The organism is Halorubrum rutilum (genome assembly GCF_024494565.1).
Genome location: NZ_JANHDN010000001.1, coordinates 274,319 through 299,413, shown reverse-complemented (window position 1 = coordinate 299,413; position 25,095 = coordinate 274,319). Strand labels below are relative to the sequence as shown.

General features: G+C 73.6%; 26 protein-coding genes. 13 read left to right on the top strand and 13 right to left on the bottom strand.

Annotated features, from left to right (window positions below; all coding sequences use genetic code 11):
- Positions 1–34: 34 nt before the first annotated feature.
- On the bottom strand, positions 35–583 hold the full coding sequence (gene dpsA / locus NO900_RS01665; protein WP_256407473.1) for a DNA starvation/stationary phase protection protein DpsA: 549 nt from the start codon (positions 581–583) through the stop codon (positions 35–37).
- Between the two features lie 276 nt (positions 584–859).
- On the opposite strand from dpsA, the gene NO900_RS17440 reads away from it, so the two are divergent.
- Entirely contained in the window at positions 860–2,350 is a 1,491-nt protein-coding gene (locus tag NO900_RS17440) for a HEAT repeat domain-containing protein (RefSeq protein ID WP_303654641.1), read from the top strand.
- 63 nt (positions 2,351–2,413) lie between these two features.
- On the top strand, positions 2,414–4,162 hold the full coding sequence (locus tag NO900_RS01655; protein WP_256407472.1) for a phospholipase D-like domain-containing protein: 1,749 nt from the start codon (positions 2,414–2,416) through the stop codon (positions 4,160–4,162).
- A gap of 37 nt (positions 4,163–4,199) precedes the next feature.
- Here the strand turns inward: NO900_RS01655 and han are convergent, their stop codons facing one another.
- Positions 4,200–6,146, bottom strand: coding sequence for a Hef-associated nuclease (gene han / locus NO900_RS01650; protein ID WP_256407471.1), 1,947 nt, complete (start codon positions 6,144–6,146; stop codon positions 4,200–4,202).
- 151 nt (positions 6,147–6,297) lie between these two features.
- Between han and NO900_RS01645 the strand changes: the two genes are divergently transcribed.
- The 4 genes from NO900_RS01645 (at position 6,298) to NO900_RS01630 (ending at position 9,067) form a co-directional block, all read left to right on the top strand.
- Positions 6,298–6,819 (top strand): Mov34/MPN/PAD-1 family protein, encoded by a 522-nt coding sequence (locus NO900_RS01645; RefSeq protein ID WP_256407470.1) that lies wholly within the window; start codon positions 6,298–6,300, stop codon positions 6,817–6,819.
- Complete coding sequence (locus NO900_RS01640; protein WP_256407469.1) at positions 6,816–7,277, top strand: FAD synthase family protein; 462 nt, start codon at positions 6,816–6,818, stop codon at positions 7,275–7,277. Before NO900_RS01645 ends, NO900_RS01640 begins: the two co-directional genes overlap by 4 nt.
- An 89-nt stretch (positions 7,278–7,366) precedes the next feature.
- Positions 7,367–8,770, top strand: coding sequence for a heme o synthase (locus NO900_RS01635; protein WP_256407468.1), 1,404 nt, complete (start codon positions 7,367–7,369; stop codon positions 8,768–8,770).
- A 54-nt stretch (positions 8,771–8,824) separates the two neighbouring features.
- Positions 8,825–9,067, top strand: coding sequence for an Rdx family protein (locus NO900_RS01630; protein ID WP_256407467.1), 243 nt, complete (start codon positions 8,825–8,827; stop codon positions 9,065–9,067).
- 7 nt (positions 9,068–9,074) lie between these two features.
- Here NO900_RS01630 and NO900_RS01625 read toward each other — a convergent pair whose 3' ends face one another.
- The gene (locus NO900_RS01625; protein WP_256407466.1) at positions 9,075–11,498 is read right to left on the bottom strand and encodes a heavy metal translocating P-type ATPase; all 2,424 of its coding nucleotides are present in this window, start codon (positions 11,496–11,498) and stop codon (positions 9,075–9,077) included.
- A gap of 27 nt (positions 11,499–11,525) precedes the next feature.
- Positions 11,526–11,732 (bottom strand): DUF8131 family protein, encoded by a 207-nt coding sequence (locus NO900_RS01620; protein WP_256407465.1) that lies wholly within the window; start codon positions 11,730–11,732, stop codon positions 11,526–11,528.
- A gap of 98 nt (positions 11,733–11,830) precedes the next feature.
- Here NO900_RS01620 and NO900_RS01615 point away from each other — a divergent pair, with 98 nt between their 5' ends.
- The 6 genes from NO900_RS01615 to NO900_RS01590 all read left to right on the top strand — a co-directional run bounded on the left by NO900_RS01615 (position 11,831) and on the right by NO900_RS01590 (position 16,099).
- The gene (locus NO900_RS01615; protein WP_256407464.1) at positions 11,831–12,010 is read left to right on the top strand and encodes a hypothetical protein; all 180 of its coding nucleotides are present in this window, start codon (positions 11,831–11,833) and stop codon (positions 12,008–12,010) included.
- Between the two features lie 6 nt (positions 12,011–12,016).
- Positions 12,017–12,532, top strand: a complete 516-nt coding sequence (locus NO900_RS01610) for a cytochrome c oxidase subunit II (RefSeq protein WP_256407463.1) — start codon at positions 12,017–12,019, stop codon at positions 12,530–12,532.
- Entirely contained in the window at positions 12,529–14,322 is a 1,794-nt protein-coding gene (locus tag NO900_RS01605) for a b(o/a)3-type cytochrome-c oxidase subunit 1 (RefSeq protein ID WP_256407462.1), read from the top strand. The genes NO900_RS01610 and NO900_RS01605 overlap by 4 nt, the downstream gene beginning before the upstream one ends.
- Positions 14,319–14,534 carry a CbaC protein gene (locus NO900_RS01600; protein WP_256407461.1) on the top strand — a complete coding sequence of 72 codons (216 nt, stop codon included), beginning with the start codon at positions 14,319–14,321 and terminating at the stop codon, positions 14,532–14,534. Before NO900_RS01605 ends, NO900_RS01600 begins: the two co-directional genes overlap by 4 nt.
- 105 nt (positions 14,535–14,639) lie before the next feature.
- Positions 14,640–15,638: a Gfo/Idh/MocA family protein gene (locus NO900_RS01595; RefSeq protein ID WP_256407460.1), complete on the top strand. Its 999-nt coding sequence runs from the start codon at positions 14,640–14,642 to the stop codon at positions 15,636–15,638.
- An 86-nt stretch (positions 15,639–15,724) separates the two neighbouring features.
- Positions 15,725–16,099 (top strand): thioredoxin family protein, encoded by a 375-nt coding sequence (locus NO900_RS01590; RefSeq protein WP_379791523.1) that lies wholly within the window; start codon positions 15,725–15,727, stop codon positions 16,097–16,099.
- A 101-nt stretch (positions 16,100–16,200) separates the two neighbouring features.
- Here NO900_RS01590 and NO900_RS01585 read toward each other — a convergent pair whose 3' ends face one another.
- The 9 genes from NO900_RS01585 to NO900_RS01545 all read right to left on the bottom strand — a co-directional run bounded on the left by NO900_RS01585 (position 16,201) and on the right by NO900_RS01545 (position 23,322).
- Complete coding sequence (locus NO900_RS01585) at positions 16,201–16,467, bottom strand: elongation factor 1-beta (RefSeq protein ID WP_256407458.1); 267 nt, start codon at positions 16,465–16,467, stop codon at positions 16,201–16,203.
- 1 nt (position 16,468) lies between these two features.
- Positions 16,469–16,648, bottom strand: coding sequence for an HVO_2753 family zinc finger protein (locus NO900_RS01580; protein ID WP_092565370.1), 180 nt, complete (start codon positions 16,646–16,648; stop codon positions 16,469–16,471).
- A gap of 146 nt (positions 16,649–16,794) precedes the next feature.
- The gene (locus NO900_RS01575) at positions 16,795–18,030 is read right to left on the bottom strand and encodes a tripartite tricarboxylate transporter permease (protein WP_256407457.1); all 1,236 of its coding nucleotides are present in this window, start codon (positions 18,028–18,030) and stop codon (positions 16,795–16,797) included.
- 105 nt (positions 18,031–18,135) lie between these two features.
- Positions 18,136–18,330, bottom strand: coding sequence for a 30S ribosomal protein S17e (locus NO900_RS01570; protein WP_256407456.1), 195 nt, complete (start codon positions 18,328–18,330; stop codon positions 18,136–18,138).
- Positions 18,331–18,424: 94 nt separating this feature from the next.
- Positions 18,425–19,126, bottom strand: coding sequence for a DUF447 domain-containing protein (locus tag NO900_RS01565; protein ID WP_256407455.1), 702 nt, complete (start codon positions 19,124–19,126; stop codon positions 18,425–18,427).
- Positions 19,123–20,088 (bottom strand): triphosphoribosyl-dephospho-CoA synthase, encoded by a 966-nt coding sequence (locus NO900_RS01560; protein ID WP_256407454.1) that lies wholly within the window; start codon positions 20,086–20,088, stop codon positions 19,123–19,125. Before NO900_RS01560 ends, NO900_RS01565 begins: the two co-directional genes overlap by 4 nt.
- Positions 20,085–20,915, bottom strand: coding sequence for a beta/alpha barrel domain-containing protein (locus tag NO900_RS01555; protein ID WP_256407453.1), 831 nt, complete (start codon positions 20,913–20,915; stop codon positions 20,085–20,087). The genes NO900_RS01560 and NO900_RS01555 overlap by 4 nt, the downstream gene beginning before the upstream one ends.
- On the bottom strand, positions 20,912–21,943 hold the full coding sequence (gene cofD, locus NO900_RS01550) for a 2-phospho-L-lactate transferase (protein ID WP_256407452.1): 1,032 nt from the start codon (positions 21,941–21,943) through the stop codon (positions 20,912–20,914). Before cofD ends, NO900_RS01555 begins: the two co-directional genes overlap by 4 nt.
- 458 nt (positions 21,944–22,401) lie before the next feature.
- Complete coding sequence (locus NO900_RS01545) at positions 22,402–23,322, bottom strand: isoaspartyl peptidase/L-asparaginase (protein ID WP_256407810.1); 921 nt, start codon at positions 23,320–23,322, stop codon at positions 22,402–22,404.
- A gap of 156 nt (positions 23,323–23,478) precedes the next feature.
- Between NO900_RS01545 and NO900_RS01540 the strand changes: the two genes are divergently transcribed.
- Entirely contained in the window at positions 23,479–25,062 is a 1,584-nt protein-coding gene (locus tag NO900_RS01540; protein WP_256407451.1) for an HTTM domain-containing protein, read from the top strand.
- Positions 25,063–25,095: the final 33 nt, after the last annotated feature.

Below are 25,095 nucleotides of genomic sequence, written 5' to 3'. Positions count from 1 at the left end.
CGTGCGTCCGTCGGAAGCGGCGGCCGCGACGCGTCTATTCGAGCGTGCCCTGAGTGACGAGGGTGTCGTCCTCCAGGTAGTGCTCGATGTGGTGGCCGTGCTCCTCGACGTCCTTGAGGGTGTCACGGAGCAGCTCCTCGGTGTTGTAGTCGCCGAGGTTGTTGGCGAGCTGGATGTGCTCCCGGAGCATCTCCGTGATGTCGCCGAACAGCTCCAGGTCGTTCTCCAGCGACGTCCGGATGTCGTAGGAGTCGGCGTCCTCCGGGCTCACCGGGGCGTGCTCCTCGTAGTTCGCGCCGCCCGACAGCGGCACGCCGCCGAGCGCCTGCGCGCGCTCGGCGAGCACGTCCGCGCCCTCTTCGAGGTCCGCCGCGACCTCGCCGAGGTAGACGTGGATGTCGCGGAACTCGGCGCCCTCGACGAGCCAGTGGTGCTTCTTGATCTGGTGGTAGAGGACGTACGTCGCCGCGAGGTCGGTGTTGAGCGCGTCGACGAGCTGCTCGGCCTTCTCCTCGGGAACGCGGAGCGCTTCGCTCTCGTGAACGTCTCCGTAGCGTTGACGTGCCTCTTTCTGGGTACTCATGTCTACCTCTGCGTACGCGCGTGGGGCACTTAACTGTTTCCACGATGGTAAGCAGAGTTTGGTATATAGAAAATTATTTTTTCATAGTACCCATGTCGCCCGCCACGTCGAGGGGATCGGCGCACGCGGTCCGGTCCGAGATCGCCGTCGGTCCCGCTCGCGGAGGCGTCCGGTGAGACGAGGTCGCCCACGCCGGGACCGCTCCCCGTCCGACGGCGCGCCGGTCCGCCCGCGAAGGGAAACGTCTTAATGGACTACGCGCGCAGTTCGTGGTGTATGAGCAACGGCGACGACGACCCGGCCGACGCCTCCGAGGAGGCCGACGCCGCGGACGACGCGGAGGCGGACGCCGGCGAGTCGACGGACGCGGCCGCCGCGCCGGCGCGTCCCGACGAAGCGACCGAGGAGTCCCTGAACGAGTACCTCGACGAGATCGCGGCGCTCCTCGACGACGCCGAGACCGAGGCGGACCTCGACGACGTCGACGCCCTCCTCGACGACGCCGAGGCGGGGATCGCGGAGGCCGACCTCCCCGAGCCCGACGAAGACGACGAGGACGCCGACGACCCGCGCGGCGACCTCGAAGCCCGGGTCGCCGAGCTGCGCGAGGGCGTCGAGGCGGCGCGCGGCCCGTACGCCGAGGACGTCGTCGACGCGATCGAGGGTGCCGAGGCGACGCTCGAAGGGACCGAGTGGACCGCCGCCGGCCGCGACGACGCGGCCGACGCGGTGAGCGCCTTCGTCGAGGCGGCCGCCGACGCGGTCGACGACGAGGTGGACGCGGACGCGATCGAGACGGACCCGGACGCAGGCGACGGGAGCGACGACAGTGCGGGCGACGAGAGCGGCGACGACGCGGCGGCCGACGCTTCCGACGCCCCCGAGGAGGACGAGACCGACGAAACGAGCGACGACGACCGGGTCGCCGCGCTCGTCGCCGCCCTCGACGCCGTCGCGGCGGGCGTCGCGGACGCCGCCCTCGACCCCGACGACGACGCGGCGGCCATCGCCGCGCTCATCGAGGCGACGGACGAGCTGGAGGCCGCGCTCGACGACGCCGAGGAGTGGGACGACCTGGAGACCCACGAGCAGCTCCGCGCGCAGGGGTACTACGACGTGCTCGGTCACTACAAGGACTTCCCGGTGGAGTGGGCCGCGCTGAAGGAGCACGAGACGCGCGGCAACGTCGACATGATCCTGCTCGCGCTCGACTCGCTCACCTCCGACTTCATGGAGCGCCACTGCCTCGAAGCGTTCGAGCGCATGGGCAAGCGCGGGAAGACCGAGGCCTCCGTGGAGGAGCTGCTCGGCCGCGCGGAGAAGCGCGACCAGTTCGCGATCCGCATCCTCGGGAAGATGGCCGCCGAGGAGGCGACGGAGACCCTCGTGGAGTACGTCCCCGAGGAGTCGAACCCGCAGCTCCAGAAGGCGACGTTCAAGTCGCTCGGCGAGATCGGCGCGAGCGAGGCGGTCCAACCGCTCGCGGACGCGCTCGTCGACGACGACACGGAGGAACTCGTCCGTCCGCACGCGGCGCGCGCGCTCGGGCTCATCGGCGACGCCCGCGCGGTCGACCCGCTCGCGGACGTGCTCGCCGGCGAGGGCTCGGACGACGTGCGCGCCGCGGCCGGCTGGGCGCTCCGCCAGATCGGCACCCGCGAGGCGCTCGAAGCCGTCGCCGAGCACGCCGACGAGCGCTCCTTCCTCGTCTCGACCGAGGGCGAGAAGGCCCGGCGCGCGCTCGACGCGGCGTCGGCGACCGCCTGACCCCGAGGTCCGCTGACCGCGGCCGTCCGACCGTTCTTATGCGATGGCGGGGCCACCGTCCCCGTGTCGCTCGCACCGTCGCGCTCCGCGAACGACCGGGCCGCGAGCCCCTCGGCCGCCGCGAGCGTCGCCGCGGTCGCGATCGGACTGCTGGTCCTGACGGCCGCCGCGCCGGTCGCGGTCGGGGGCGACGCCGGGACCGACCCCGCGGTCGCCGGACCCGACTCCGACGGCCCCGTCGCGCAGTCCGACGGCGGGTCGGAGAACCGAACGGCCGGGGGCGACGGGCCGCGGATCGTCGAGCTGTTCCCGAACCCGACGGCGGCGGAGAACCGGGGCGAGTACCTCGTCGTCCGGCTCCCCGAGCGCGGGAACTGGTCGCTCTCGGACGGGTACTACGACGCCGCGATCCCGGCGAACGCGAGCGGCGTCGTCGCGCTCTCGATGGACCCCGCGAACGCGACGCCGCTGCTCGACGACGAGCCTGCGAGCGCCGACCGCGGGCCGACGGCGCTCCGCGCGCTCGGCGATTACTTCCCCCTCTCGGCGTCCGGCGACCGGATCGAGCTCCGCCGGAACGGGACGGCGGTCGACGTCGTCGCCTACGAGAGCGCGCCCGAGGGCCAGCGCTGGCGCGCCGACTGGGGCGAGTGGCGACCGCGGGGGTACGACCCGCGGCCCGCGGTCCGGACCGCGGACGCGACCGTGACCCCGTTCGTGTTACCGGACAGTCCGGGGCGGCCCGTCGAGCCGCTCCGCGAGGCCGAGGACCGCCTGCTGCTCGCCGGCTACATGCTGGGGTCGGAGCGCGTCGTCGACCTGCTCGTCGCCGCCGCCGACCGCGGCGTCGAGGTGCGCGTCCTCGTCGAGGGGTCGCCGGTCGGGGGGTTCTCGGCGCGGAGCGCGCGCCTCCTCGACCGGGTCGCCGCCGCCGGCGTCGAGGTCCGCGTCCTCGACGGCGACGCCGAGCGGTTCCGCTTCCACCACGCGAAGTACGCCGTCGCGGACGACCGCGCCGTGGTCCTCACGGAGAACTGGAAGGCGTCGGGCACCGGCGGCCGGACCAACCGCGGGTGGGGCGTCGTCACCGGGACGCCGCGGTCCGCGACCGCCGGCGCGACGGCCGCGGACGACCTCGCCGCCCTGTTCCGCGCCGACGCCGCGGCGCCGGACGCGCGGCCGTGGAAGGCGTTCCGCGCCGACGCCGAGTTCCACGACGGAGGCGCCGCGAACGGGAGTTACCCGACCCGGTTCGAGGCGCCCGATCCGAGGGCCGCGGACGTCGAGCTCCTGACGACGCCCGGAAACGCCGCCGACCGGCTGGTCGCGCGGATCGACGCCGCCGACGACCGCGTGTTGGCGCTGGTCCCGCGGACCGGCGGCCCGGACAACCGGCTCGTCCGGGCGCTCCGGCGGGCCGCCGACCGCGGCGTCGACGTCCACCTGCTGCTGTCGAACGCGTGGTACGACCGGGAGGAGAACCGCGCGCTCGCCGAGGCGCTCGCGGGCGAACCGATCGCGGTCGCCGTCGCGGAGCCGCGCGGCCGGTACGGGAAGGTCCACGCGAAGGGCGTCGTGATCGACGACGCCGCGGTCGTCGGGAGCCTCAACTGGAACGCGGGCGCGGCGACGGAGAACCGAGAGGTGTTGCTCGCGGTCGAGGACGAGACGGTCGCCGACTTCTACGCCCGCGCGTACGCGGCCGACTGGCGCGGCGGCGGAGTCCACCTGCCGGTCGGGTTCGCGGGCGGGCTCGGGGTCGTCGTCGCCGGCGCCGGCCTCGTCGCGTACCGGGAGGTGACGTTCGCGTGACGGGCGCGCGGGGAGCGGGCGACCGGGCGGGGCCGTCTCAGTCGTCGAGCGCGGCCGTCGACGAGAGCGCCTCATCGATCTCCGCCTCGGCCATCTTCTCGACGAGCGCCTCGATGACCGCGCTCCGGCGGCCCTTCACGAACTTGATCGAGCCGACGACGAGGTGGCCGCCGCCGGAGACGCCCGCCTCCGGGAGCTCCTCGTTCAGCTCGGTCACCATGTTCGGGATGTCGAGCCGGACCCCGTCGGACCGGAGCACGCAGAAGTCCGGCCCGTAGCCGATCGTGATGACGGGGTCGCCCGTCTCCCTGACGCGGGTGTCGTGGAGCTCGCCGGTCGTCTTCCCCGGCGCCGGGTAGGTGAACCGGTGGGCGTACTCGTCGAGGTCGATCCGGTAGAGGTGGGCGCCGGAGGCGAGCCGCTCGTGGTCGACGTGGTCGTCGAGCGCGTCGAGCTGTCGGTCGACGTCGCGCTCGGCGCGCTCGGAGAGGAACTCGACCAGCTCCTCGTGGCGCCCTTCGTCCTCGCAGCCCACGTTCAGGGCGTCGTTGACGAGCGTCTTCCCCTCGGAGTAGCGCAGCCAGTGGGCGGCGTAGTCGAGCGCCTCGCCGATGTCGAGCAGGTCGGACTCGTCGTAGCCGGCCTCGGCGGCGAGCGCGACGTAGTCGTCCATCGCCTCCGCCTTCGAGCGGTCGGAGAGCCCGGCGACCGCGGGGACGTGCTCCAGCTCCTCCGTGATGGAGGGGTCGATCAGCCGGGCGAGCTCGACGCACATCATCCCCGTCGTGACCCGGTAGTCCTCGCCGTGGAGGTACGGGTTCACGTGGGCGTCGAGCAGCGGCTCGACCGCCTCGGGATCGGGGTGGTGGTGGTCGACGGCCGCGATGGGGATGTCGTAGTGCGCGAGGTTCTCGTAGGCGGGGACGTCCTCCTCGGTCGACCCGTTGTCGAGCATCAGGAGGAAGGGGAGCTTCTGGCCGTGGCGGGCGCGCCCCTCCAGCGCGAAGTTCAGGTCCCGGGTGACGTCCTCCATCTCGTAGTACGGCGCCTTGCTCGGGAGCCGCTTGAACAGGTGGCGCGCCGCGTCGGGGTCCTCGTGGACCTCCTGAACGAAGTTCTCCAAGGCGAGCTGGACCGGGATCGCGGCGCACATCCCGTCGCCGTCGGCGTGGTGGCGGACGCGGATCGGGCGGCCGGCGAGGACGGTCCGGCGGAGCAGCCGGGCGAGCTCGCGGAGGTCGTCGTGGATCGGTTCGAACGCCTCCCACTCGACGAGCGGGTCGACGTCGGCCGGCGCGGCGCGCTCGTCCAAGGCGGCCTCGAACCGCTCGCGGGCCTCGGCGGCGCGCTCGTCGGGGAGCCGGCGCAGCGAGTCGACCTCCAGCTGGAGGGCGTTCTCGCGGGTCTCGACGGCCCCGCTGACGTGGACCATGTCGCCGACGGAGATCTCCGGGTACGCGCGGACGCCGGCCTCCTCGAAGGCGGCGCAGGAGACGACGCCGGAGGCGTCGGCGACGGCGAAGATCGTCGGACCGCCGGTCTGTTTCGCCTGGACGACCTCGCCCTCGACGGTGACCTCGTCGCCCGGGGAGAGCCCGCGGACGCGAGAGATCGTCGGCTCGTGGGCGACCGCCTCGGTGCGGTAGTCGTCGAGGGGCTCGTCGTCGAACGCGACGTCGCCGTTCTCTTTCACCTCGGTCAGCCGGACGACCAGTCGGTCGCCGACCGCGTAGTCGCCGTCGAGGTTCGACTCGTGGACGAGCCCCGAGAGGGCGTCGGAGACGTCGACGAAGACGCCGTAGTCGACGACGCCGTTGACCTCGGCGTGGTACAGCGCGTCGGTCTCGGCGTCTTCGAGGGTGCAGTCGGGCGCCAGATCGTAGACGGTCGGCCGGTCGTCGGCCGCCCCCTTCGCCGCGGCGGCGTCGGGTTCGGGGCTCGAATCGCCCCGCGTGCCGGAATCCCCGGCGGAGTTCTCGCTCATGTGACGGTATCGGGAACGGCCGGTGTTAAGGCTGTTCTCTCGCGTCTCCGCCCGTCTCGCCGGGCGATCCGGTGCGGGTCGACCCGCCGGGCGCGAGCCCGCGGTCGCGCGGTCCGGAACCCCTATGGGGCGACGGCGCCTTCGCTGGCGTATGCGACTGTTCCGCTCGGACGAGCTCCTCGGGATCGCCCGAGAGACGATGGAGTTCGTCCTCGAAGCGAGCGAGGAGACCCACCCCAACGAGTACATGGGGTTCCTCCGCGCGGACGACGCCCGGAAGCTCGATATCGACCGAGACGGACAGGTGATCACCGACGTGCTCGTCATCCCGGGCACCGAGTCGAGCCCGACGAGCGCGAGCGTGCGGACGCACATGAAGCCGAACGACATGCGGGCCGTGGGGTCCGTCCACTCGCACCCGAACGGGGCGCTCCGACCGAGCGCGGCCGACCTGGCGACGTTCGGGCAGGGGAAGGTGCACATCATCGTCGGGGCGCCGTACGGCTGGGGCGACTGGCGGGCGTTCGACAACGAGGGGAACCGGACGACCCTCGACGTGCTCGACGTCGAGGTGCCCGACGAGCACTTCTTCGACTTCACTCAGGAGGACATCGACGCGGAGATCGTCGAGGAGAGCCGCGACGGCGGCGGCTTCCTCTCGTGGTTCAGATGACGCGGGTCGTCGCGCAGGGGACGTTCGACCTGCTCCACCCCGGCCACGTGCACTACCTCGAAGACGCGGCGGCGCGCGGCGACGAGCTCCACGCCATCGTCGCGCGCCGCGCCAACGTCACCCACAAGCCCGAGCCGATCCTCTGCGCGCGCCAGCGGCGCGACATGGTGGCCGCCCTCGACGCGGTCGACGAGGCGCACCTCGGAGACCCGGAGGACGTGTTCGTCCCCATCGAGCGGCTCGACCCGGACGTGATCGTGCTGGGCTACGACCAGCACCACGACGAGGCGGGGATCGCCGAGGCGCTCGCCGCCCGCGACATCGACTGCCGCGTCGAGCGGGCGTCGGGGCGGGAGCCGCGGTACGACGAGGAGCTGCTCTCCAGCGGCGACATCGTCGAGCGCGTCCTCCGGCGGCGCGGGGGGCCGGGTGAGGGCGGCGAGGGCGGGCGCGGATAACCGGACGACGGCGGCCGGTGAGGCCTCCCGATCCCGGGGGATCCGCCGAAGCGCGGGACATATATGGGTCCGCACCCAACCTCGCGCAAGTGACGATACCCGACCGATTCCCCGCGGTCCTCGCGGCGACGGCGATGGGGGTGTACCTCCTGCTCGTCGTCGGCGCCACGACCTCGCTCACGGAGGCGGCGGCGGCCTGTTCCGGCTGGCCGCTCTGCGGCGGCGGGGCCGCGCTCCCCGCCGAGACCGCCGGCTGGATCGCGCTCGGCCACCGCGCCGTCGCCGCCGTCGTCGGCGCCCTCGTGGTCCTGTCGGTCGCGCTCGCGTGGCGCGACAGGGCGAGCCGCCGCGTCCGCGGCGCCCTCGCGGCCGCGCTCCTGCTGTTTCCGGCGCAGGCCGGCGTCGGGGCGCTCGTCGCCCTCGGCGAGCTCCCCGCCTCGCTCGGCCCCGTCCACCTCCTGCTGGGCGTGACGATCTTCGGCGCCGTCCTCGCCGCGCTCGCGTGGCGGCTGGAGGCCGAGACCGGCGTCGCCGACGACGCTCCCGTCGACTTCCAGCCGGGGACCGACGACCTCCCGCCGGTCGAGGAGGCGCCCGAACCCGAGATCCCGACGGCGACGGTCCCGCGGCTGCGGGCGACCGCGGCCGCCTACTTCCGGCTGATGAAGCCCCGCCTGATGTGGCTGCTCTGCCTGGTGGCCGCCGCGGCGATGGCGCTGGCCGGCGGACCGGGGTTCACGCCGTACGTCGTGGCCGCGACGCTCGCCGGCGGCGCGCTCTCGATCGGCGCCTCGGGGACGTTCAACCACGTGTTCGAGCGCGACATCGACAGGCGGATGCAGCGGACCAACGACCGCCCGCTGGCGACCGACCTCGTCCCGGTGCGAAACGCGCTCGCGTTCGGGGTCCTGCTGGCGGCCGTCTCCCTCGGCCTCTTCTGGACGGTGAACCCGCTGACCGCGGGCCTCGGACTGGTCGCGATCCTGTTCTACAGCGTCGTCTACACCCTCGTGCTGAAGCCGAACACGGTCCAGAACACCGTCATCGGCGGGGCGGCGGGGGCGCTGCCCGCGCTCATCGGCTGGGCGGCGGTGACCGGCGAGGTCGGCGGCGGCGGGCTGCTGCTCGCGCTGGTCATCTTCCTGTGGACGCCCGCGCACTTCTACAACCTCGCGCTGGCGTACAAGGACGACTACGAGCGCGGCGGCTTCCCGATGATGCCCGTCGTCCGCGGCGAGACGGCGACGCGCCGGCACATCGTCTGGTACCTCGGCGCGACGCTCGTCGCCGCGGTCGCGCTCGCCGCCGTCGCCGAGCCGCTCGGCGCGCTCTACGCCGCGGTCGGCGTCGCTCTCGGCGCGGTGTTCCTGTGGGCGGTCGTCCGGCTGCACTACGAGCAGACGGAGTCGGCGGCGTTCCGCGCGTTCCACGCCTCGAACGCCTACCTCGGCCTGCTGCTGTTCGCCGTCGTCTTCGACGCGCTCGTGGTCTGACGGGCGGGCCGGGCGGCGCGAATTTAAAAGCGTTCGGCGCGAACGTGGGTTCGTATGACACGAGTCGAGATAGAGTACTGCGTACCGTGCGGCATGTTGAACCGCGCTCAGGACGTCTCGGAAGCCCTGCTCACACAGTTCGGCGAGGAGCTCGACGAGGTCGCGCTGGTCACGGGCGACGACGGCGTGTTCGTCGTCCGTGCGGACGGCGAGGTCGTCTTCGACAAGACCGAGGACGAGTACGACGTGGACGCCATCGTGCGCGCCGTCAGGCCGTACGTCGGCGCGGCGGCGTGACGGTCCGTCACTCCTCGGCGTAGACCGCCCGCGCCGAGTTCGTCACCACGAGGACGCTGCTCGTCGCCATCGCGAGCGCGGCGAGCAGCGGGTTGAGCACGCCGGCGAGCGCCATCGGGATCGCCGCCGCGTTGTAGGCGAACGCCCAGCCGAGGTTCTGCCTGAGCCGCCGGTTCGTCCCGCGGGTGACCGCGAACAGCTCCGGGATCGCGGCGAGGCGGTCCTCTAGGAGGACGGCGTCCGCGGCGTCGGCCGCCAGGTCGGTCCCGCTCGCGATCGAGACGCCGAGGTCGGCCGCGGCGAGCGCCGGCGCGTCGTTGCTCCCGTCGCCGACCATGGCGACCCGCTCGGTCGCCGCGATCCGCCTGACCGTCTCCGCCTTCGCCTCGGGCGGGACCGCCGCGAACACCTCGTCCACGGCCGGGTGGTCCTCGAAGCGGCGGGCCGCCTCGGGGGCGTCGCCCGTGAGCACCACGACGCGTCGCCCGCCCTCGGCGAGGTCGGCGACGACCTCGTCCCAGCCGTCGCGGACCTCGTCGCCGACGACGAGGACGCCGACGACCGCGCCCGCCCAGCCGACGAAGACGGGCACGCGCCCGTCCGCCCGGGCCGCCTCGCCGGCCGCGTCCAGCGACGCCGGCACGGTCCACGCCGCCCCGTCGAACAGAGACCGGTGGCCGGCGACGACCGCCTCGCCGTCGATCCGGCCGCGGACGCCCCGGTCCGTGACCGTCACGTCGGCGACCGACGGGGACGAGCCGTCGGCCGTCTCGTCGTCGGGGGGGTCCGTCTCGGCCGTCCGCGCCGCCCCGCCGTCGGTCGCGGGCGTCGGACCGTCCGCGGCGGCCGAGCCGTCCGCGGCCGCGACGATCGCCTCCGCGATCGGGTGCGCGGAGGCGCGCTCGACCGCCGCCGCCCGGCGGCGGACCTCGGCCGGCGACGCGCCGTCCGCGACCGTGTCGACGAGCCGCATCTCGCCGTCGGTGAGCGTCCCCGTCTTGTCGAGCACCACCGTCTCCACGTCGGCCGCCTCCTCGAAGACGGCGTCCGAGACGATCACGATCCCGCGCCGGGCCGCGTCGCGGATCCCGGCGGCGATCGCGAGCGGGGTCGCGAGCCCGAGCGCGCACGGACAGGAGACGATGAGCACCGTGAGCCCGACCAGCGCGGCGTCGACGGGCGCCGATCCGAGCGCGAGGGTGACGCCGGCGCCGGCGACGGCGACCGCGACGACGAGCGGGACGAAGGCGGTCGCGAGCCGGTCGACGAGCCGCTGGACGCCCGACCGCGAGCTCTGGATCTCCCACAGGAGCCGGACGAGCCGGTCGAGCGTGCTCGTCGCGTCCTCGCCGACCGCGACGACGACGGGCGCGTCGGTGACGACGGTGCCGCCGCGGACCGCGTCGCCCTCGCGCTTCGTCGCCGGGAGCGACTCGCCCGTGACGAGCGCCTCGTCGACGGCGGCGGTCCCCTCGACGACGGTCCCGTCGAAGGGGACGCGCTCGCCGGGGCGCACGAGGAGCCGGTCGCCGGGGTCGACGGCCTCGGCCGCGACGGTCTCGCCGGACTCGGTGCGGACCGTCCGGTCGCCGGCCGTCGTCAGCTCCGAGAGCATCCCGGTCGCGCGCCGCTTGACGATCGACTCGTAGCGGTTGCCGGCGGTGACGACCAAGATCACGGCGATCGTCACGTCGAAGTAGAGGTCGGTGCGGCCGACGAGCAGCGCGAGCGTGCTGTAGGCGTACGAGCTCCCCGCCGCGAGCGACACGAGGAGGTCCATGTTCGGCCGCCGCGCCCGGAGGCTCACGTAGGCGCCGCGCAGGATCGGGTAGCCGGTGTAACAGAGGACGATCGAGGCGAACACCCACACCTGCGCGAACAGGTACGTGCCCGAGACGCCGCCGAGATCCGCGATCGGCTCGTAGCCGAAGTAGGTCGGATAGAGGAAGAGGACGTACCACAGCATCGCCATCATCCCGAAGAAGCCGCCGCCGATCAGGAAGCGGACGACGTCGTCGTCGCGGTCCGGTTCCGGGTCGGCCCGGTCGCTCGCGGTGTACCCCGCGACCGAGAGCCGCTCGGCGAGCTCGTCGGCGCTCACGACGTCGGGGTCGTAGTCGACGCGGATCGTGTCGGTGGCGTAGCTCGCCTCGGCGGCCGCGACGCCCTCGCGCTCGGCCGCGGTCAGCTCCAGGAACGACTCGCAGGTCGCGCAGTGCATCCCGTCGACGCGGAGGAACGTCGTCTCGCCGTCGAACGACTCGTCCGGCTCGCTCTCGGGGCGTCGCTCGTCGAGGTCGTCGGCGTCGTCGACGTCGTCCAGCGACCGGGCCACCGCGAGGCAGCCGCGACAGCAGAACTCGCCGTCGACGTCGGGAGCGGTGTGGGGGTCGCCCCCGGTCGGGAGTTCACAGAGGGTGCAGTCCGACATGCGTGGAGATGGCGCTCGGCGCCGCCGCTACGCCTCGTCCGGGTCCGCCGCGTCGGACGAGGCCGATCCGGGACGGAGGCTCCCGCCGGTCGCGACCCGGAGGCTCCCCCAGATGATCAGGACGTTCACCAGCGTCACGGCGACGACGACCTCCGCCCGGTCGGCGAGGAACACCGCCGCCGGGACGGTACCGCCCAACACGAGGAGCAGGGCCCGCTGCAGCGTGAACTCCATACCCGGAGGTGGAACGCCCGCGTCATAGATAACGGCAAGATTCCCACGGTCTGGGAACGGATCGATCGTATATATTCGGGTGTGAACTACCGCGACTCATGGCGCAGACCGAGACCGCGCGCGGCGCGACGGGCGAGGCGAGCGGTGAGGGGGACGCGGAGTTCGACCCGATCGGGACGCTCACGCTCATCGGGATCTACTTCGTCATCCTGCTGCTGGCGTGGGTGTACATCTACTACGTCGAGTTCCTCGGCCGCGATCTGGTCGTGGTGGGGTGACCGCGGATGCATATCCACGCCTACGAGAAGCTCTGGCTCGCGGCGTCGATCCTGCTGATACTGCTGCTCATCGGCTCGGTCACCTACGGCGCCGTCGGCCCCGGGGTCGCGATGGTCGCCGACAGCGAGCCGACGGTGAACGCCCAGGCGCTCGACGAGGACGAGCGGTTCTCGGAGCCCCGCGTCGAACGGGTCGGCGAGAACGAGTACGCGGCGTACGTCGTCGCGCGTCAGTTCGGCTTCCAACCTGACCCCATCGTCTTGCCGGCGAACAGCACCGTGACGTTCTACGTCACTTCCGCCGACGTGATCCACGGGTTCGAGGTCGTCGGCACGAACGCGAACACGATGGTCGTGCCCGGCGAGGTCTCCGAGCTCACCGTCGAGGTCGACGGCGCCGAGGAGTACGGGCTCATCTGTAACGAGTACTGCGGCGCCGGCCACCACGTGATGGAGGGGAAGGTGAACGTCGTCAGCCAGGCCGAGTTCGAAGAGCGGAACGAGGGGGGTGACGAGGCGTGAGCGACGCCATCGAGGCCGAGCGCTCCTTCGTCGACGAGTTCCCCGACGAGGCGCGCGTCGTCCGCGCCGCCCTCCTCAGTTCCTTCTTCGCGCTGACGCTCGGCGCGGTCTTCGGGATCGTCCAGACGCTCCACCGGACGGGGGTGTTCCGGGGGATCATCTCCTCGACCGACTACTACACGTCCCTCACCGCACACGGCGTGTTCCTCGCGATCAGCTTCACGACGTTCTTCCTCGTGGGGCTGTTCACGTGGGCGGTGACGCGCAGCCTCGACCGCCCGCTCGTCGACATCCGGATCACGTGGACGTGGTACGCGATCATGGCGGTCGGGATGACGATGACCGGCGTCTCGATCCTCGCCGGCTTTTTCCCCGCGCTCGACATGAGCGCGGACGTCCTGTTCACCTTCTACGCCCCGTTGCAGGCGCATCCCCTGTTCTACGCCGGCCTCGCCGTCTTCATCGTCGGCTCGTGGATCGCCGGCGCCGACTGGTTCCGGACGTTCCTCGCGTGGCGGCGCGACCACCCCGACGAACGAATCCCGCTGCAGACGTTCATGGTGCTGACGACGATGGCGATGTGGTACATCGCCTCGTCGGCGGTCGCGGCGTCGGTGCTCCTCTTCCTCCTGCCGTGGTCGCTCGGCTTCATCGACCAGGTGAACCCGACGCTCACCCGGACGCTGTTCTGGTTCTTCGGCCACCCGGTGGTGTACTTCTGGCTGATGCCGGCGTACCTGCTGTGGTACACCGTCCTCCCGAAGATCGCCGGCGGACGGCTGTTCAGCGACCCGCTCGCGCGCGTCGTCTTCGTGCTGTTCCTCCTGCTGTCGACCCCGGTCGGCATCCACCACCAGTACCTCGACCCCGGGATCGCCGAGGGGTTCAAGTTCATCTCGATGACGAACACGATGTTCCTGCTGTTGCCGAGCCTGCTCACGGCGTTCACGGTCGTCGCGAGCGTCGAGTACGGCGCCCGGCAGCGCGGCGGGACCGGGCTCTTAGGCTGGCTCACCGACCTCCCGTGGCGGAAGCCCGAGTTCACCGGGATGATGCTCGCGGGGCTGATGTTCGCCGCCGGCGGCTTCTCCGGGATGGTGAACGCGGGCATGAACATCAACTACATGATCCACAACACGATCTGGGTGCCGGGACACTTCCACCTCACCGTCGGCACCGCCGTCGCGCTCACGTTCATGGCCGCGACCTACTGGATCTGGCCGCAGATCTCCAACAAACCGATCTACAGCCGGCCGATCGGGCTGTTCCAGGTCGTGCTCTGGTTCGTCGGCATGGCGCTGATGTCGAACGCGATGCACGCGCAGGGGATCATGGGCGTGCCGCGCCGGACGGCGGAGCCCGAGTACAGCGGCTTCGACTACCCGACGATGTTCGGCGGGTTCGAGGAGCTCAACGTCCAGATCGCGATCGGCGGGACGCTGCTGTTCGTCTCGACGGTGCTGTTCGTCGGGAACCTCGTGCTCACGATGGGGAACCCGCGGGTCTCCGGGCTCGCCGAGTCGCTGCCGCCGGCGCTGTCCGGCCCCGACGACGCCCCGCCCGTGCTCGACAACCTCCGGCTCTGGGTGGGGATCGCGCTGACGCTCGTCGTCCTCGCGTACGCCCTCCCGCTGGCGGCGATCGTTCGGCGCGGCGGGCTGCTCGGTCCCGGCGTGGGCACGTATCCGGCGTGGCTCGTGCCGCTGCGCGACGCGCTCGTCGGCGCCGCGACCCCCCTCGTCGGCGCCGTCGGCGAGGCGGTCGCCGCGCTCGTCGAGGTGGGCCGATGAGCCTCGACAGGACCCGCGGCGGCCTCCTCGTGGCCTTCGCGGTGTTCGGCGTGATCGTCTACGAGTTCCGGACGGTCCTCGACTTCGTCGGCGTCGAGCTCCCGCTCATCCCCTACATGGCCGGCGTCTTCGCGCTCGCCGGCGTCCTGCTGTGGATCGTCACGCTCACGGGCGGCTGGCGGACCGACCCCGAGCGCGACGAGCCGGCGTAGGCGACGGCGTCGCCGCCCGACCCCGCACCGATCGGTGACGCGGCGAGACCGGTCCGGGCCGGAGTCACCGGTCCTTTTGAGACGCCGGGGCGTCGGTGGTCGCGTATGTCAACACGAGACGATCCGCTCACGTTCGGCGTGCTCAGTACCGCGGGAATCGCTCGCGACGCGGTGATCCCGGCGATCGCCGCGAGCGACCACGCGGTCGGGGCCGTCGCGTCGCGCGACCCCGACCGGGCCGCGGCGTTCGCGGAGGCGCAGTCGATCCCGCGGAACTACGGCTCCTACGAGGCCCTGCTCGACGACGGCGGGCTCGACGCCGTCTACGTCCCGCTCCCGAACGGGCTCCACGCCGAGTGGACGACCCGCGCGGCCGACGCCGGGTTCCACGTGCTCTGCGAGAAGCCGCTCGCGGTCGACGCGGCGGAGGCGCGCGAGGTGACCGAGCGCTGCGAGGACCGCGGCGTCACGCTGATGGAGGGGTTCATGTACCGGTACCACCCGCGCACCGAACGGGTCCTCGAACTGGTCGAGCGGGAACTGGACGACGTGCGCACGGTGACCTCGACGTTCCGGTTCCCGCTGTACGGCCGGCCGGACGACGTGCGCCTCGATCCGGCGCTCGCCGGGGGATCGCTGATGGACGTGGGCTGTTACCCCGTCTCGCTCGCCCGGACCGTCCTCGGCGAGCCGGAGCGGGCGTACGCGCACGCGAGCGACACCCGCGACGCCGGCGTCGACACGGAGCTCGCGGGCGTGCTGGAGTACGCGGACGGCCGGTCCGCGCGGGTCGCCTCCGGCTTCGACACGCAGCTCGTGCAGCGCTACCGGATCGACGCGACGAACGGCTGGATCGAGGTCGAGCGGGCGTTCGACGCGCCCGCGGACGAGCCGGTGGAGCTGACCTACGAGGTCGACGGCCGGCGCGGCGTCGAGACGTTCGACCCCGTGGACCAGTACCGCCTGCAGGTGGAGCACTTCGCCGACCGTATCGCCGACGGCACCGCCCCGCTGACCGACGGCGCGGAGGCGATCGCGAACATGCGGGTCGTCGACGCGCTCGCCGAGAGCGCGGCCGAGGGCGGCGCGGTGGACGTGTCGTAACGGGTCGGCGCGCGCCGGACCGCTCACCGCGGTCGACGCCGGCGCGTCGAGCGAGCGTTTATTACCGCTCGGAGCCGATATTGCCCATCATGCCCAATACCACTGCCACCGATGCCGAGTCCGGCGGAGACGAGCGGCGTCGGCGACCGGCCTCGCTCGCCGACGCGGACGCGCTCGACGCGTTCGTCGCCGACGCCGACGCCGCGCTCGTGGAGTTCTACACCGACGGCTGCGGTCTCTGCGACGGGATGAAACCCGTCCTCGCCAACGTCGCCCGCGACCTCGGCGTCGACGCCGCCCTGATCAACCCCCGCGACGACCCGCCGCTCGTCGAGCGGTTCGACGTGCGGAGCGTCCCGCTGTTCGTGCTGTTCGTCGACGGCGAACCCGTCGCCCGCCGCGCCGAGGGGTTCGTCCCCGGCGACGAGCTCGCCGCGTGGGTCCGCGAGCACGTCGAGTGATCGGACGGGGCCCGGGACGCGCTCGTCGCTCGCGGGACGAGAGACACGGAGCGAAACGAAACCGCGACCGAGCGCCGGGTCGAGCCCCGGCGAAATCGGCCTTACAGCCGACCGACGTTCTCGACGGCGACGGACTCGACGCCGTCGACGTCGGCGAACGCCTCCTCGACCGCCTCGGTGCCGCCCGCGCCGTCGGGGACGATGACGGTCGGGAGGAGGGCGACGAGGCCGAACGCGACGTCGTCGCGCTGGAAGCCGCGGATCTTCGCGCCCTGCGGGAGCGACTCCTCCAGCCGGTCCTGCAGGTCGTCGAGGTCGACGTCGGGGCTGTTCGGCATGACCTTGATCTTGGCGGCGACGTCTCCCATACTAGGGCCCTCGGAAGCCGCAGTCGTGGCACTCGTAGAGGTTGCTCTGCTTCCGGCACTTCGCGCACCGGTGGATCGTCGCCCCGCAGTCCGGGCAGGAGAAGCGCGCGGCGTTCATACCGGCCACCTGGATGCCACAGGAGACGCACTGCCGCGTGCCCTGCGTTTCACTCTCGCTCATACACTGAAACACCACCGCGCGACTTTTAACCGTTGTTCTTTGGGGTCGACGGGAGAACGCCGGGTGCGCCGCGGTACCGCGGCGCTCGCGCGTCCCGCCCGTCGAGCGCGTTCCGGTTCCGAGGCATCCCGGAGACCGATGCCGCGTCACCCGATAATCAGCGGCCCGATCAACACGCCCATCAGGTGGACCCGCCGGGCGCCGACCCGGGGCGGAGCGAGTCCCAGCACGCCGGCGACGGCGAAGATACCGACGCCGAGCGGCCCCGCGAACAGGAACGAGACGCCGGCGAGCAGCGCCAGGACGCCGAGCGAGAGGCGGGTGTAGTCCGCGTTGCCGACGACCCGGAGGTAGGCGTCCCCGACGAGGAGGACGAGCGCGAAGCCGACGGCCGCGGCGGCCCCCGCGGCGACGAGGAGGATCGGGAGCGCGAAGGGGACGCCGGCCCGGTCGATCGCGACCGTGACGCCCGTCCGCGGCGTGCCGAGCGCGACGAGCGCGAACAGCGCGAATATCGTGTTCGCCGTGTTCGCGCCGCTCGTGGCGACGACGAACCCGCGGTCGCCGTCCTCTCGCGGGACCGCCGGCAGCGCCGCGACGGCGGCGATCGCCGCGGAGACGCCGGGGACGTAGCCGACCACCGCGCCCGCGAGCGACCCGGCGCCGGCGCTCACGCCGAGGTCGCGGGGGCTCATCGTGACCCGCGCGTCGGCCTGCGGCGGGACGCCCTCGCCGCCGAGCGCGTCGACGAGCACGGGCGCGCCGAACAGCCCGGCGAACAGCGGCGCGAGGACGCCGCCGGCGTCGAGCGGCGCCGCGGGGTCGACGTCGAGCGTCGCGAGCCCGAGCGCGGCGCTCGCGAGGAACGCGAGGAACCCGCCGACCGCGGCCCGCTTCGACGACTCGGTGAGCACGAGGAAGGCGACGACGCCCGCGAGGAGCAGTGGGAGGTGCGCCCGCACCGCGGGATAGCCGCGGATCATGACCCAGGTGATCGGCACGGCGAGGGGGACCGCGAGCGCGACCGCCAGCCCGGAGCCGACCGCCGAGAGCCGGATCGCCTCGCGGCCGCGCCCCGCGATCACGAGCCGGTGACCCGGGAGCGCCGCGACCGCCGTCGCCGCGTCGGGCACGCCGAGCGCGAGCGCGGGCACGATGTCGAGGAACGAGTGGACCACCCCGGCCCCGAGCATCGCGACGCCGACGAGCAGGGGGTCGGCGGCGACCGAGGGGGCGAGCCCCGCGAGCAGCAGCGCGAAGTTGTTCGCGTGGAGGCCCGGGACGAGCCCGCTCAGCGTGCCGAGCGCGGCGCCCCCGCACAGGAACGCGAGCGCGGCGGCCGCGAACGTCGGATCGACGACCGGGCGGACGAGGGCGTCCATCGCGGGGAGGTGGCCGCGGCTTCGGTGATAAGCCGGGGGGTGCGCGGTGAGACCGAGCGCCGCGGCTCCGGGAGAGCGAAACGAACGGTCGAAAACTCGGTCTCGTTAGGCCTTCTGGGCCGCCTGCGACTTCTTCTGGGTGACGTAGCCGGCGATCCGGTTGCGGACGCCCTTCGACTCGACGGTGGTCAGGGCCGTGACGCTCTCCTTGTTCGTCTCGAAGTTCGTGTTGAACGAGTCGGGATACCGTTCGAGCAGGACGTTCCCGAGCTGCTTGATGTACTTGGGTTTGATGGCCATACCGAGCGCTACCGCCGGGCCGAACTAAAAGGGTTCGTTCCGCCGCGAGCGGCCGCGAGGCGGTATCACGCCGGTCCGTCGGCCGCGCGGTCGCTCAGGCGTCGCCGTCGCGGTCGTCGCGTCCCGCCCCGGAACGCCGCTCGGCCTCGGCGAGCGCCCGCCACCCGGTCGCCTCGTCGATGCGGGCGAACGCCTCGCGCTCGGCCGGCCCGCCGCAGCGGTCGACCACGTCGGCGAAGTAGGTCAGGCGGTCGAGCAGGTCCGCCGCGTCGAACGCGGGCACGTCGAGCCGCGAGGCGGCCACGGTGGCGTCGACGACCGCGCCGAACCCGCGGTTGACCGTCGGGACGCGCTCCCGGCGGATCTCGGCCTCGACGGGAGAGAGCGTCCACGTCCGGATCGTCGTGTCGCCCTCGGTCTCGCTCCCGACCGCCTCGGCGGTCACCTCGACCCACGCGTCGGCCGTTTCGAGGACGGGCTCGTCGACCTCGCGAACCGTCAGCGCGGCGTCGACGAACGTCCGGGGGTCGGTCGTGAACTGGACGACGCCGCCGCCGCGCTCGGTGAAGTTCCGCCACGTCCGGGTGCGGCCGTAGGTCCGCGCGGTCACGGGGTCTTCGGGATCGTCCGGGGCGTGGAGTCCGAGCGCCGCGACGTTCCACCGGTCGTTCGGGCCGAGCGTCGTCACGACCGACTCCGTGACGCCGCGGAGCGCGACCGGCCAGCCGTCGGGGGTGACGGCGTCGGCGCCCTCCGCCGACGCTCCGCGGTCCCCGTCGGGGCCCTCCCCGTTCACGGCGCCACCTCCGCGCCGCGTCGGAGCGCGACGTACAGCGCCGCGCAGGTGAGGTCCGCGGTCGTCCCGGGGTTGATCCCCTCGTCGACGAACGCGGTCGCCAGTCCCTCCGCGGCGTCGAGGTCGGCCCCGTGGACCGCGTCGGCGTCGATCGCGTCGACGCCCGCGGCGGGGTCCGGGCCGACGCCGTCCGCCCCGTCGAGCAGCGCGGCCGCCCGAGCGCTCGCCTCCCGGGCCGTTCGGGAGTCGCGGGCCGCGGCGACCAGCGTGTCGGGCTCGGCGGCGAGCAGGCCGAGGAACGCCCGCGCGGCCCGGTCGGTCAGCGGCCCCTCGTCGGAGCGGATCCACTCGGCGGCGCGGAACGTCCGGGGGAACCCCTCGACCCACTCCCGCGCGTTGCGGTCGGGGACGCGGTCCGGGTCGTCGGGGTCGGCCGAGAGCGCCAGCACGTCGCGCAGCGTCAGCCCGCGCTCGCGGAGCGCCGGCGCCGCGTCGCTCCCTCGGCGCACGTCGAGGTCGGCCGCGCCCGCGGGCGGGTCCCCGACCGCGACGTCGACGCGCTCGAACGCGCGGTAGAAGGCGACCGCGTCGGCGACGTCGGTGTCGCGGGTCGCGCGGTCGACGGCGTCGGGCCCGAGGTCGCCCGGAGGCGACGCGTCCCCGCCCGCGACCGTCGCGCGGATCAGCGGGACGAGCAGCAGCAGACAGCCGAACTGGGTGTTCGTTCCCGCGCGGTCGGCCATCCCCGCCACCGCGCGCTCGAAGGCGTCGCCGACGGGAGCCGCCTCGTCCACCGCCAGTTCGAGCCCCTCGCGGGCGCCGACCGCCCCGCCGAGGAACGCCTCGAACCGGAGGTCGGCGAGGTCGCGGCGTCGGTCGACGTTCCCGGGCTTCGGGGTCCCGGCGACTTCGAGCAGGAGCGCGAGGACCGCGTCGTCGACCGTGGCGCGGTCGGCGGTCACGGCGGCGCCTCCCGTCGGCGTTCCGACTCCCCCGCCGACAGCTCCCCGTCACGCCACGCGCGCACCGCCTCGGCGACGCGCGCGAGCTCCGTGGGATGCTCGGTCGGCCGCCCGACGCTGACGGCGTCGGCCCCGTGCGCGGCGTACTCGGCGACCGTCTCCCGGCCCCGGACGCCGTTGTTGGCGATCGCGGTGAGGCCGGCGCGGGGGGCCGCTCCGGCCGCGGCGTCGTCTCCCGCCGTCAGGTCGGCGACGACGCCCTCCGAGTCCATCGCGTCGACGTGGAGCCAGTCGCCCCCCGCCTCGGCGACCGCGTCGGCGACGGCGACGAGGTCGGCGCCGGGGACCTCGGCGCGGACCTTCACGCTCGTCGTCGCGCCGGTCGCGGCCGCGGCGGCGACGTAGTCGGTCAGCCGGTCGCGGTCGCGCAGGAGGGACTCGCCGCAGCCGACCGCGCGGAGCTCCGGCTGGCGGCAGTGGGCGTTGACCTCGCAGACCGCGTCGCGGTCGGCGCAGACCGCCGCCGCCTCGCGCACCGGCTCGACGGTCGCGCTGCGGACGTTGATCCCGGGTCGGACCGGGGCGTCGGCGAGCGCGGCGAGCTGCCGGTCGACCCACGCGAGCGGGTCGTCGGGGAGGAACTCCGTGCGCCCCCGAGCGACGAGGTCGCGCGCGGCGGCCCGGCTCGCCGGGTCGAGCGCGATCCCGCCGAGCACCGCCGCGTCGACGTGCGGGGCCGCGGCGCGCGCCCAGTCGGCGTCGGCCGCGCCGCTGAGGCTGGCGGCGACGAGGAAGGGGGCCGGTCCCCCGTCTCCGTCCGCCGTCACTCGGCCACCTCCGGATCGGTCGCCGGCGCGTCCCTCACCGCCGCCAGCGCGCGCTCGCAGGCCCGGGCGACGCGCTCGGCGTCGTCCGCGCCGTCCATCCCGGTGTCGGTGCGCTCGACGTGGCGCTCCGGGAGCTCGGTCGGGTCGGCCTCGTCGAGGACGAACGCGTCCGCGAACGGGTACGCCGCGGCGACGCCCGCGGTCGACGGGTCGCGACCGACGCCCGCCATCAGGTCGGCCGCCGGGCCGGAGAAGACCTCGTCGCCCACGAACGGCGAGACCGCGACGACCGGCGTCTCGCGGAGCGCCGCCTCGAAGCCGGGGAGCGCCAGCATCGGGCCGACGCTCGTGACGGGGTTCGACGGCCCGATCACGATGGGCTCGGCGAGGGCGTCGAGGACCTCCGCCGTCGGCTCGGCGTCGTCCGCGCCCCGGAACTCCGCGTCGGCGACGGCCGGTTCGCCCCGGCGCGCGACCCAGTACTCCTGGAAGTGGATCGTCTCGCCCGCCTCCGTGTGGATCAGCGTCGCGACCGGGTCGTCGGACATCGGGAGGAGGTCGACATCGAGCCCGAAGGCGTCGGCGAGCGTCCGAACGACCTCGGTGAGCGTGCGCCCCTCGTCGAGCAGGCTCGTTCGGGTGACGTGGACCGCGCGGTCGCGGTCGCCGATCTCCATGAACTCGCCGACGCCCGAGAACCGCCGCCACCGCGCGATCTCGCGCCCGCTCGTCTGCGCCTCGGCGTCGAGGTAGCGCGGGGCCGCGCCGAGCCCGAGCTCGTCCGCGAGCCGGCGCAGCTCCGCGTGGGTCTCGGTGGTGTCGTCCGCGATCCCCCACCACGTCTCGCGGTCGAGGACGCCGCCGCCGGCGAACAGCACCGTGTCGACGTCGGGACAGACGAGGTGGCCGCCGAGCTCGACGTCGTCGCCCGTGTTGGCGACGACCGCGATCGCCTCCGGATCCCAGACGCGGGTCGCCCCGTCGAGGAGCTTCGGCGTCCCCGTGCCGCCGGCGAGGAACGTGACCATACGCGGGCAAGGCGGCGGGCGGATTTGTATCCTCGCCTCCGTGAGCGGCGACGGCGTGAAGCGGAATGGACGTACGGCTTCGGTTATAAATGATAGACGTCGTTCAACCGATTCTTATGATTGGCGCGTGCCGCCGAGCGGCCGACAGGCCGCGAGTCGCACGCGCGAGGGAGGCGGCGGGCCGGCGCGGCTCCGCCCGCGCCGGGCCGTCCGCCGAGGCTGGGGAGGCGTGAGGTGCGGTTGCGGTGCGGGGTGGGACTCAAAGGGGCAGCCGCGAGGGCGAAGCACACCGACGCAAGGACCGCAGGGAGCGAGCAACGCGAGCGACTGAGGACCGCAGCGAGGTGCGCGAGTCCTCGCGGCTGGGGCTTTAGAGTTGATTACCGCTGATCGGCAGTCTGCCACGTATGAGCGAGCGGCTGGGCCTCTGGAGGTGTTGACCGAAGATCCACGTTCGGCTACTTATACGCGATACTCGTCTGCATCTCCTCGGTATTGAACGCGCTCCCGGCGCCGTCGTCGCCGAGGACGATCACGCCGGCACCCGACTCGGTAATCGCCTCGAACTCCTCGATCGACCGGTCGGCCGCCGCCTGCGCCCCGAGCCCGTCTTCGAGATGCCCCACGGCCCGCCGAGAGAGCGTGACGCGCGCGATGTCCTCGCCGGCGCCCGTCGCGCTCGCGCCGCCGGCCTCGGTACAGAAGAAGCCCGAGCCGACCTGCGGCACGTCGCCGACCCGACCCGCGAGCGCGAACGACCGGCCGCCCGTGGAGGTCGCCGCCGCGAACCGCTCGCCGTCCGAGGCCACCGCGCCGACCGTGTCGTGGTCGGGGGCGCGGCCCGGTTCGTCTCCGCCCGCTCCGCCGTTGTTCAACCCTCCACCGGCCCGATCGCCACCCGACCCGAACCGCGTCGCGAGCCAGCCGAGGTGCTCGCGGGGGCCGCCCCGCGGCGGGTCCTCCGCCTCGTAACGCTCGCGCGTCTCGTCGGTGAGCAGGTCGACGCCGGTCTCGGTCCCGAACTCGCTCGCGAGGTCGACGGCGTGCCCGCCCGAGACGAGGACGTGCGGCGTCTCCGAGTGGACGACGCGAGCGACGCTCGCGGCGCGTTCGACGCCCGGCATCGAGCAGGCCGCGCCGACCTCGCGGTCGGAGGTCATCACGCCCGCGTCGGTGCGGACGACGCCGTCGGACTGGACCGCGCCGCCGACGCCGGCGTTGAACCGGGGGCTCGATTCGAGAGGCGCGAGCGCCGCCTCGACCGCGTCGAGGGGGGTCTGGGCGTCGGCGCCGCGTTCGGCCGCCCGGTCGAGCGCCTGCTGTCTCGGCGCCGGTTCGTCCGGGGCGCCGCCGGCGCCGCCGTGGACGACGACGCGCATCGGGGATCGCCGTGACATACGCGAGGGTCCCGCGGCGGGCGGATAAGCCCCCGGAAAACGGCGGGTGATGACGCCGAGCACAGAGCGATCCCCGCGGCCGCCCCCCGGTCCGGCGCCGCAAGAACTATTCCCGCCGCTCGGGGAGTCGCACCCATCGTGGACGAGCATCGGGGACGCGCCGCCGCAAGCAACTCGGAGTCCCGCGTCGGGGGAGGGCCGACGGACGAGGGATCGGTCCGCCGCCGCCTCCGGGCCGCGGTCGGCGCCCGCGTCGGGATCGACCGGCGGGCCCTCGCGGCGTTCCGGGTCGCGCTCGGAGTCGTCCTCCTCGTCGACCTCGCGCTGCGCGCCCGGAACCTCACGGCCTTCTACACCGACGCCGGCGCCCTCCCGCGGTCGGCGCTCGCGGAGGCGTACCCCCTCGCCGCCCGGCTCTCGCTGCACGCGCTCTCCGGCGCGACGTGGCCCGTCGCGGCCCTGTTCCTCGTCGCCGGGGTCGCCGCCGGCGCGCTCGCGGTCGGTCACCGGAGCCGGCTCGCGGCCGCGGTCTCGCTGGTCCTGCTCGCCTCGCTGCAGGCGCGGAACCCGTTCGTGCTCAACGCTGGCGACAAACTGCTCGTGCACCTGCTCGCGGCCGGGCTGTTCTGTCCGCTCGGCGCGCGCTGGTCGGTCGACGCCGTCCGTCGCCGGGGCTCGCCCGGGGGAGGGGAGAGCGGGAACGGAAGCGGCGCGCCGGAGGGCGAGCGGTTCATCGGTCCGGCCTCCGCGCTCCCGCTGGCCGTCGTCGTGGTAATCTACGTCGCCAACGCGGTCGAGAAGCTCCGGGGGACGGCGTGGACCGGCGGCGAGGCGGTCGGCCGGGTGTTCCGGCTCACGTACCTCCACGGCCCGCTCGGGGGACTGCTGCCCGAGGCGCCGGCGCTGTTTTCGGTCGCCACCTACGGCTGGCTCGCGCTGCTCGTCGCGTCGCCGCTGCTCGTCGCGTCCGCCGGCCGGGTCAGGGCGGCCCTCGCCGGGACCCTGTTCGCCGCGCACTGCTCGATGGCGCTCACGCTCCAGCTCGGCGTCTTCCCGCTGATATCGGCGGCCGCCCTGCTCCCCTTCTTCCCGCCGTTCGTCTGGGACCGCGTCGAGGGGTTCGTCGGACCGACGGGCGCGCGGTTGCGGGGGCTCGCGGAGTCGACGCCCGCCGGCGACCCGCGACGCGAGGGACCGAGGGACCGATCGACGCGCCCCCTTCCGAGTCGGGCGCTCCGCGGCCGCGCCGTCACCGCCGTCGCCGCCGTGCTCCTCGTCTCGCTGCTCGCGTGGAACGGGATGGCCGTCGGCCTCGTCGACGCGCCCGAGCCCGTGGCGGCGACGGCGGAGCCGACCGAGTACGGGTGGGACATGTTCGCGCCGAACCCGAGCTCGATCGACGCGCGCCTCCTGGCGACGGCGACGACCGCCGACGGCGACGCGGTCGACGCGCTGTACGGCGACCCCGTCGCTCTCGACCGGCCCCCGTCGGACGCCCGGGCGTACCCGACCGCGCGCTGGCGGAAGTACCTCACCCTGCTGGCCGGCGACGGGGCGCCCGCCCGCGTCGACCCGCTCCTCGCGTACCTCTGTGATCGATCCGCGGGGCCCGCGGGCGAGGCGGTCGCGTCGGTGACCGTCGAGACGGTTGAAACCGACGTCACGGAGGGCGGGGAGACCCGGGTCCGAGAGCTCGGGACGCGGGCGTGTCGGTCGGGGTGAGGTCCGGAACGGTGGCCGCGTCCGGGACGGCCG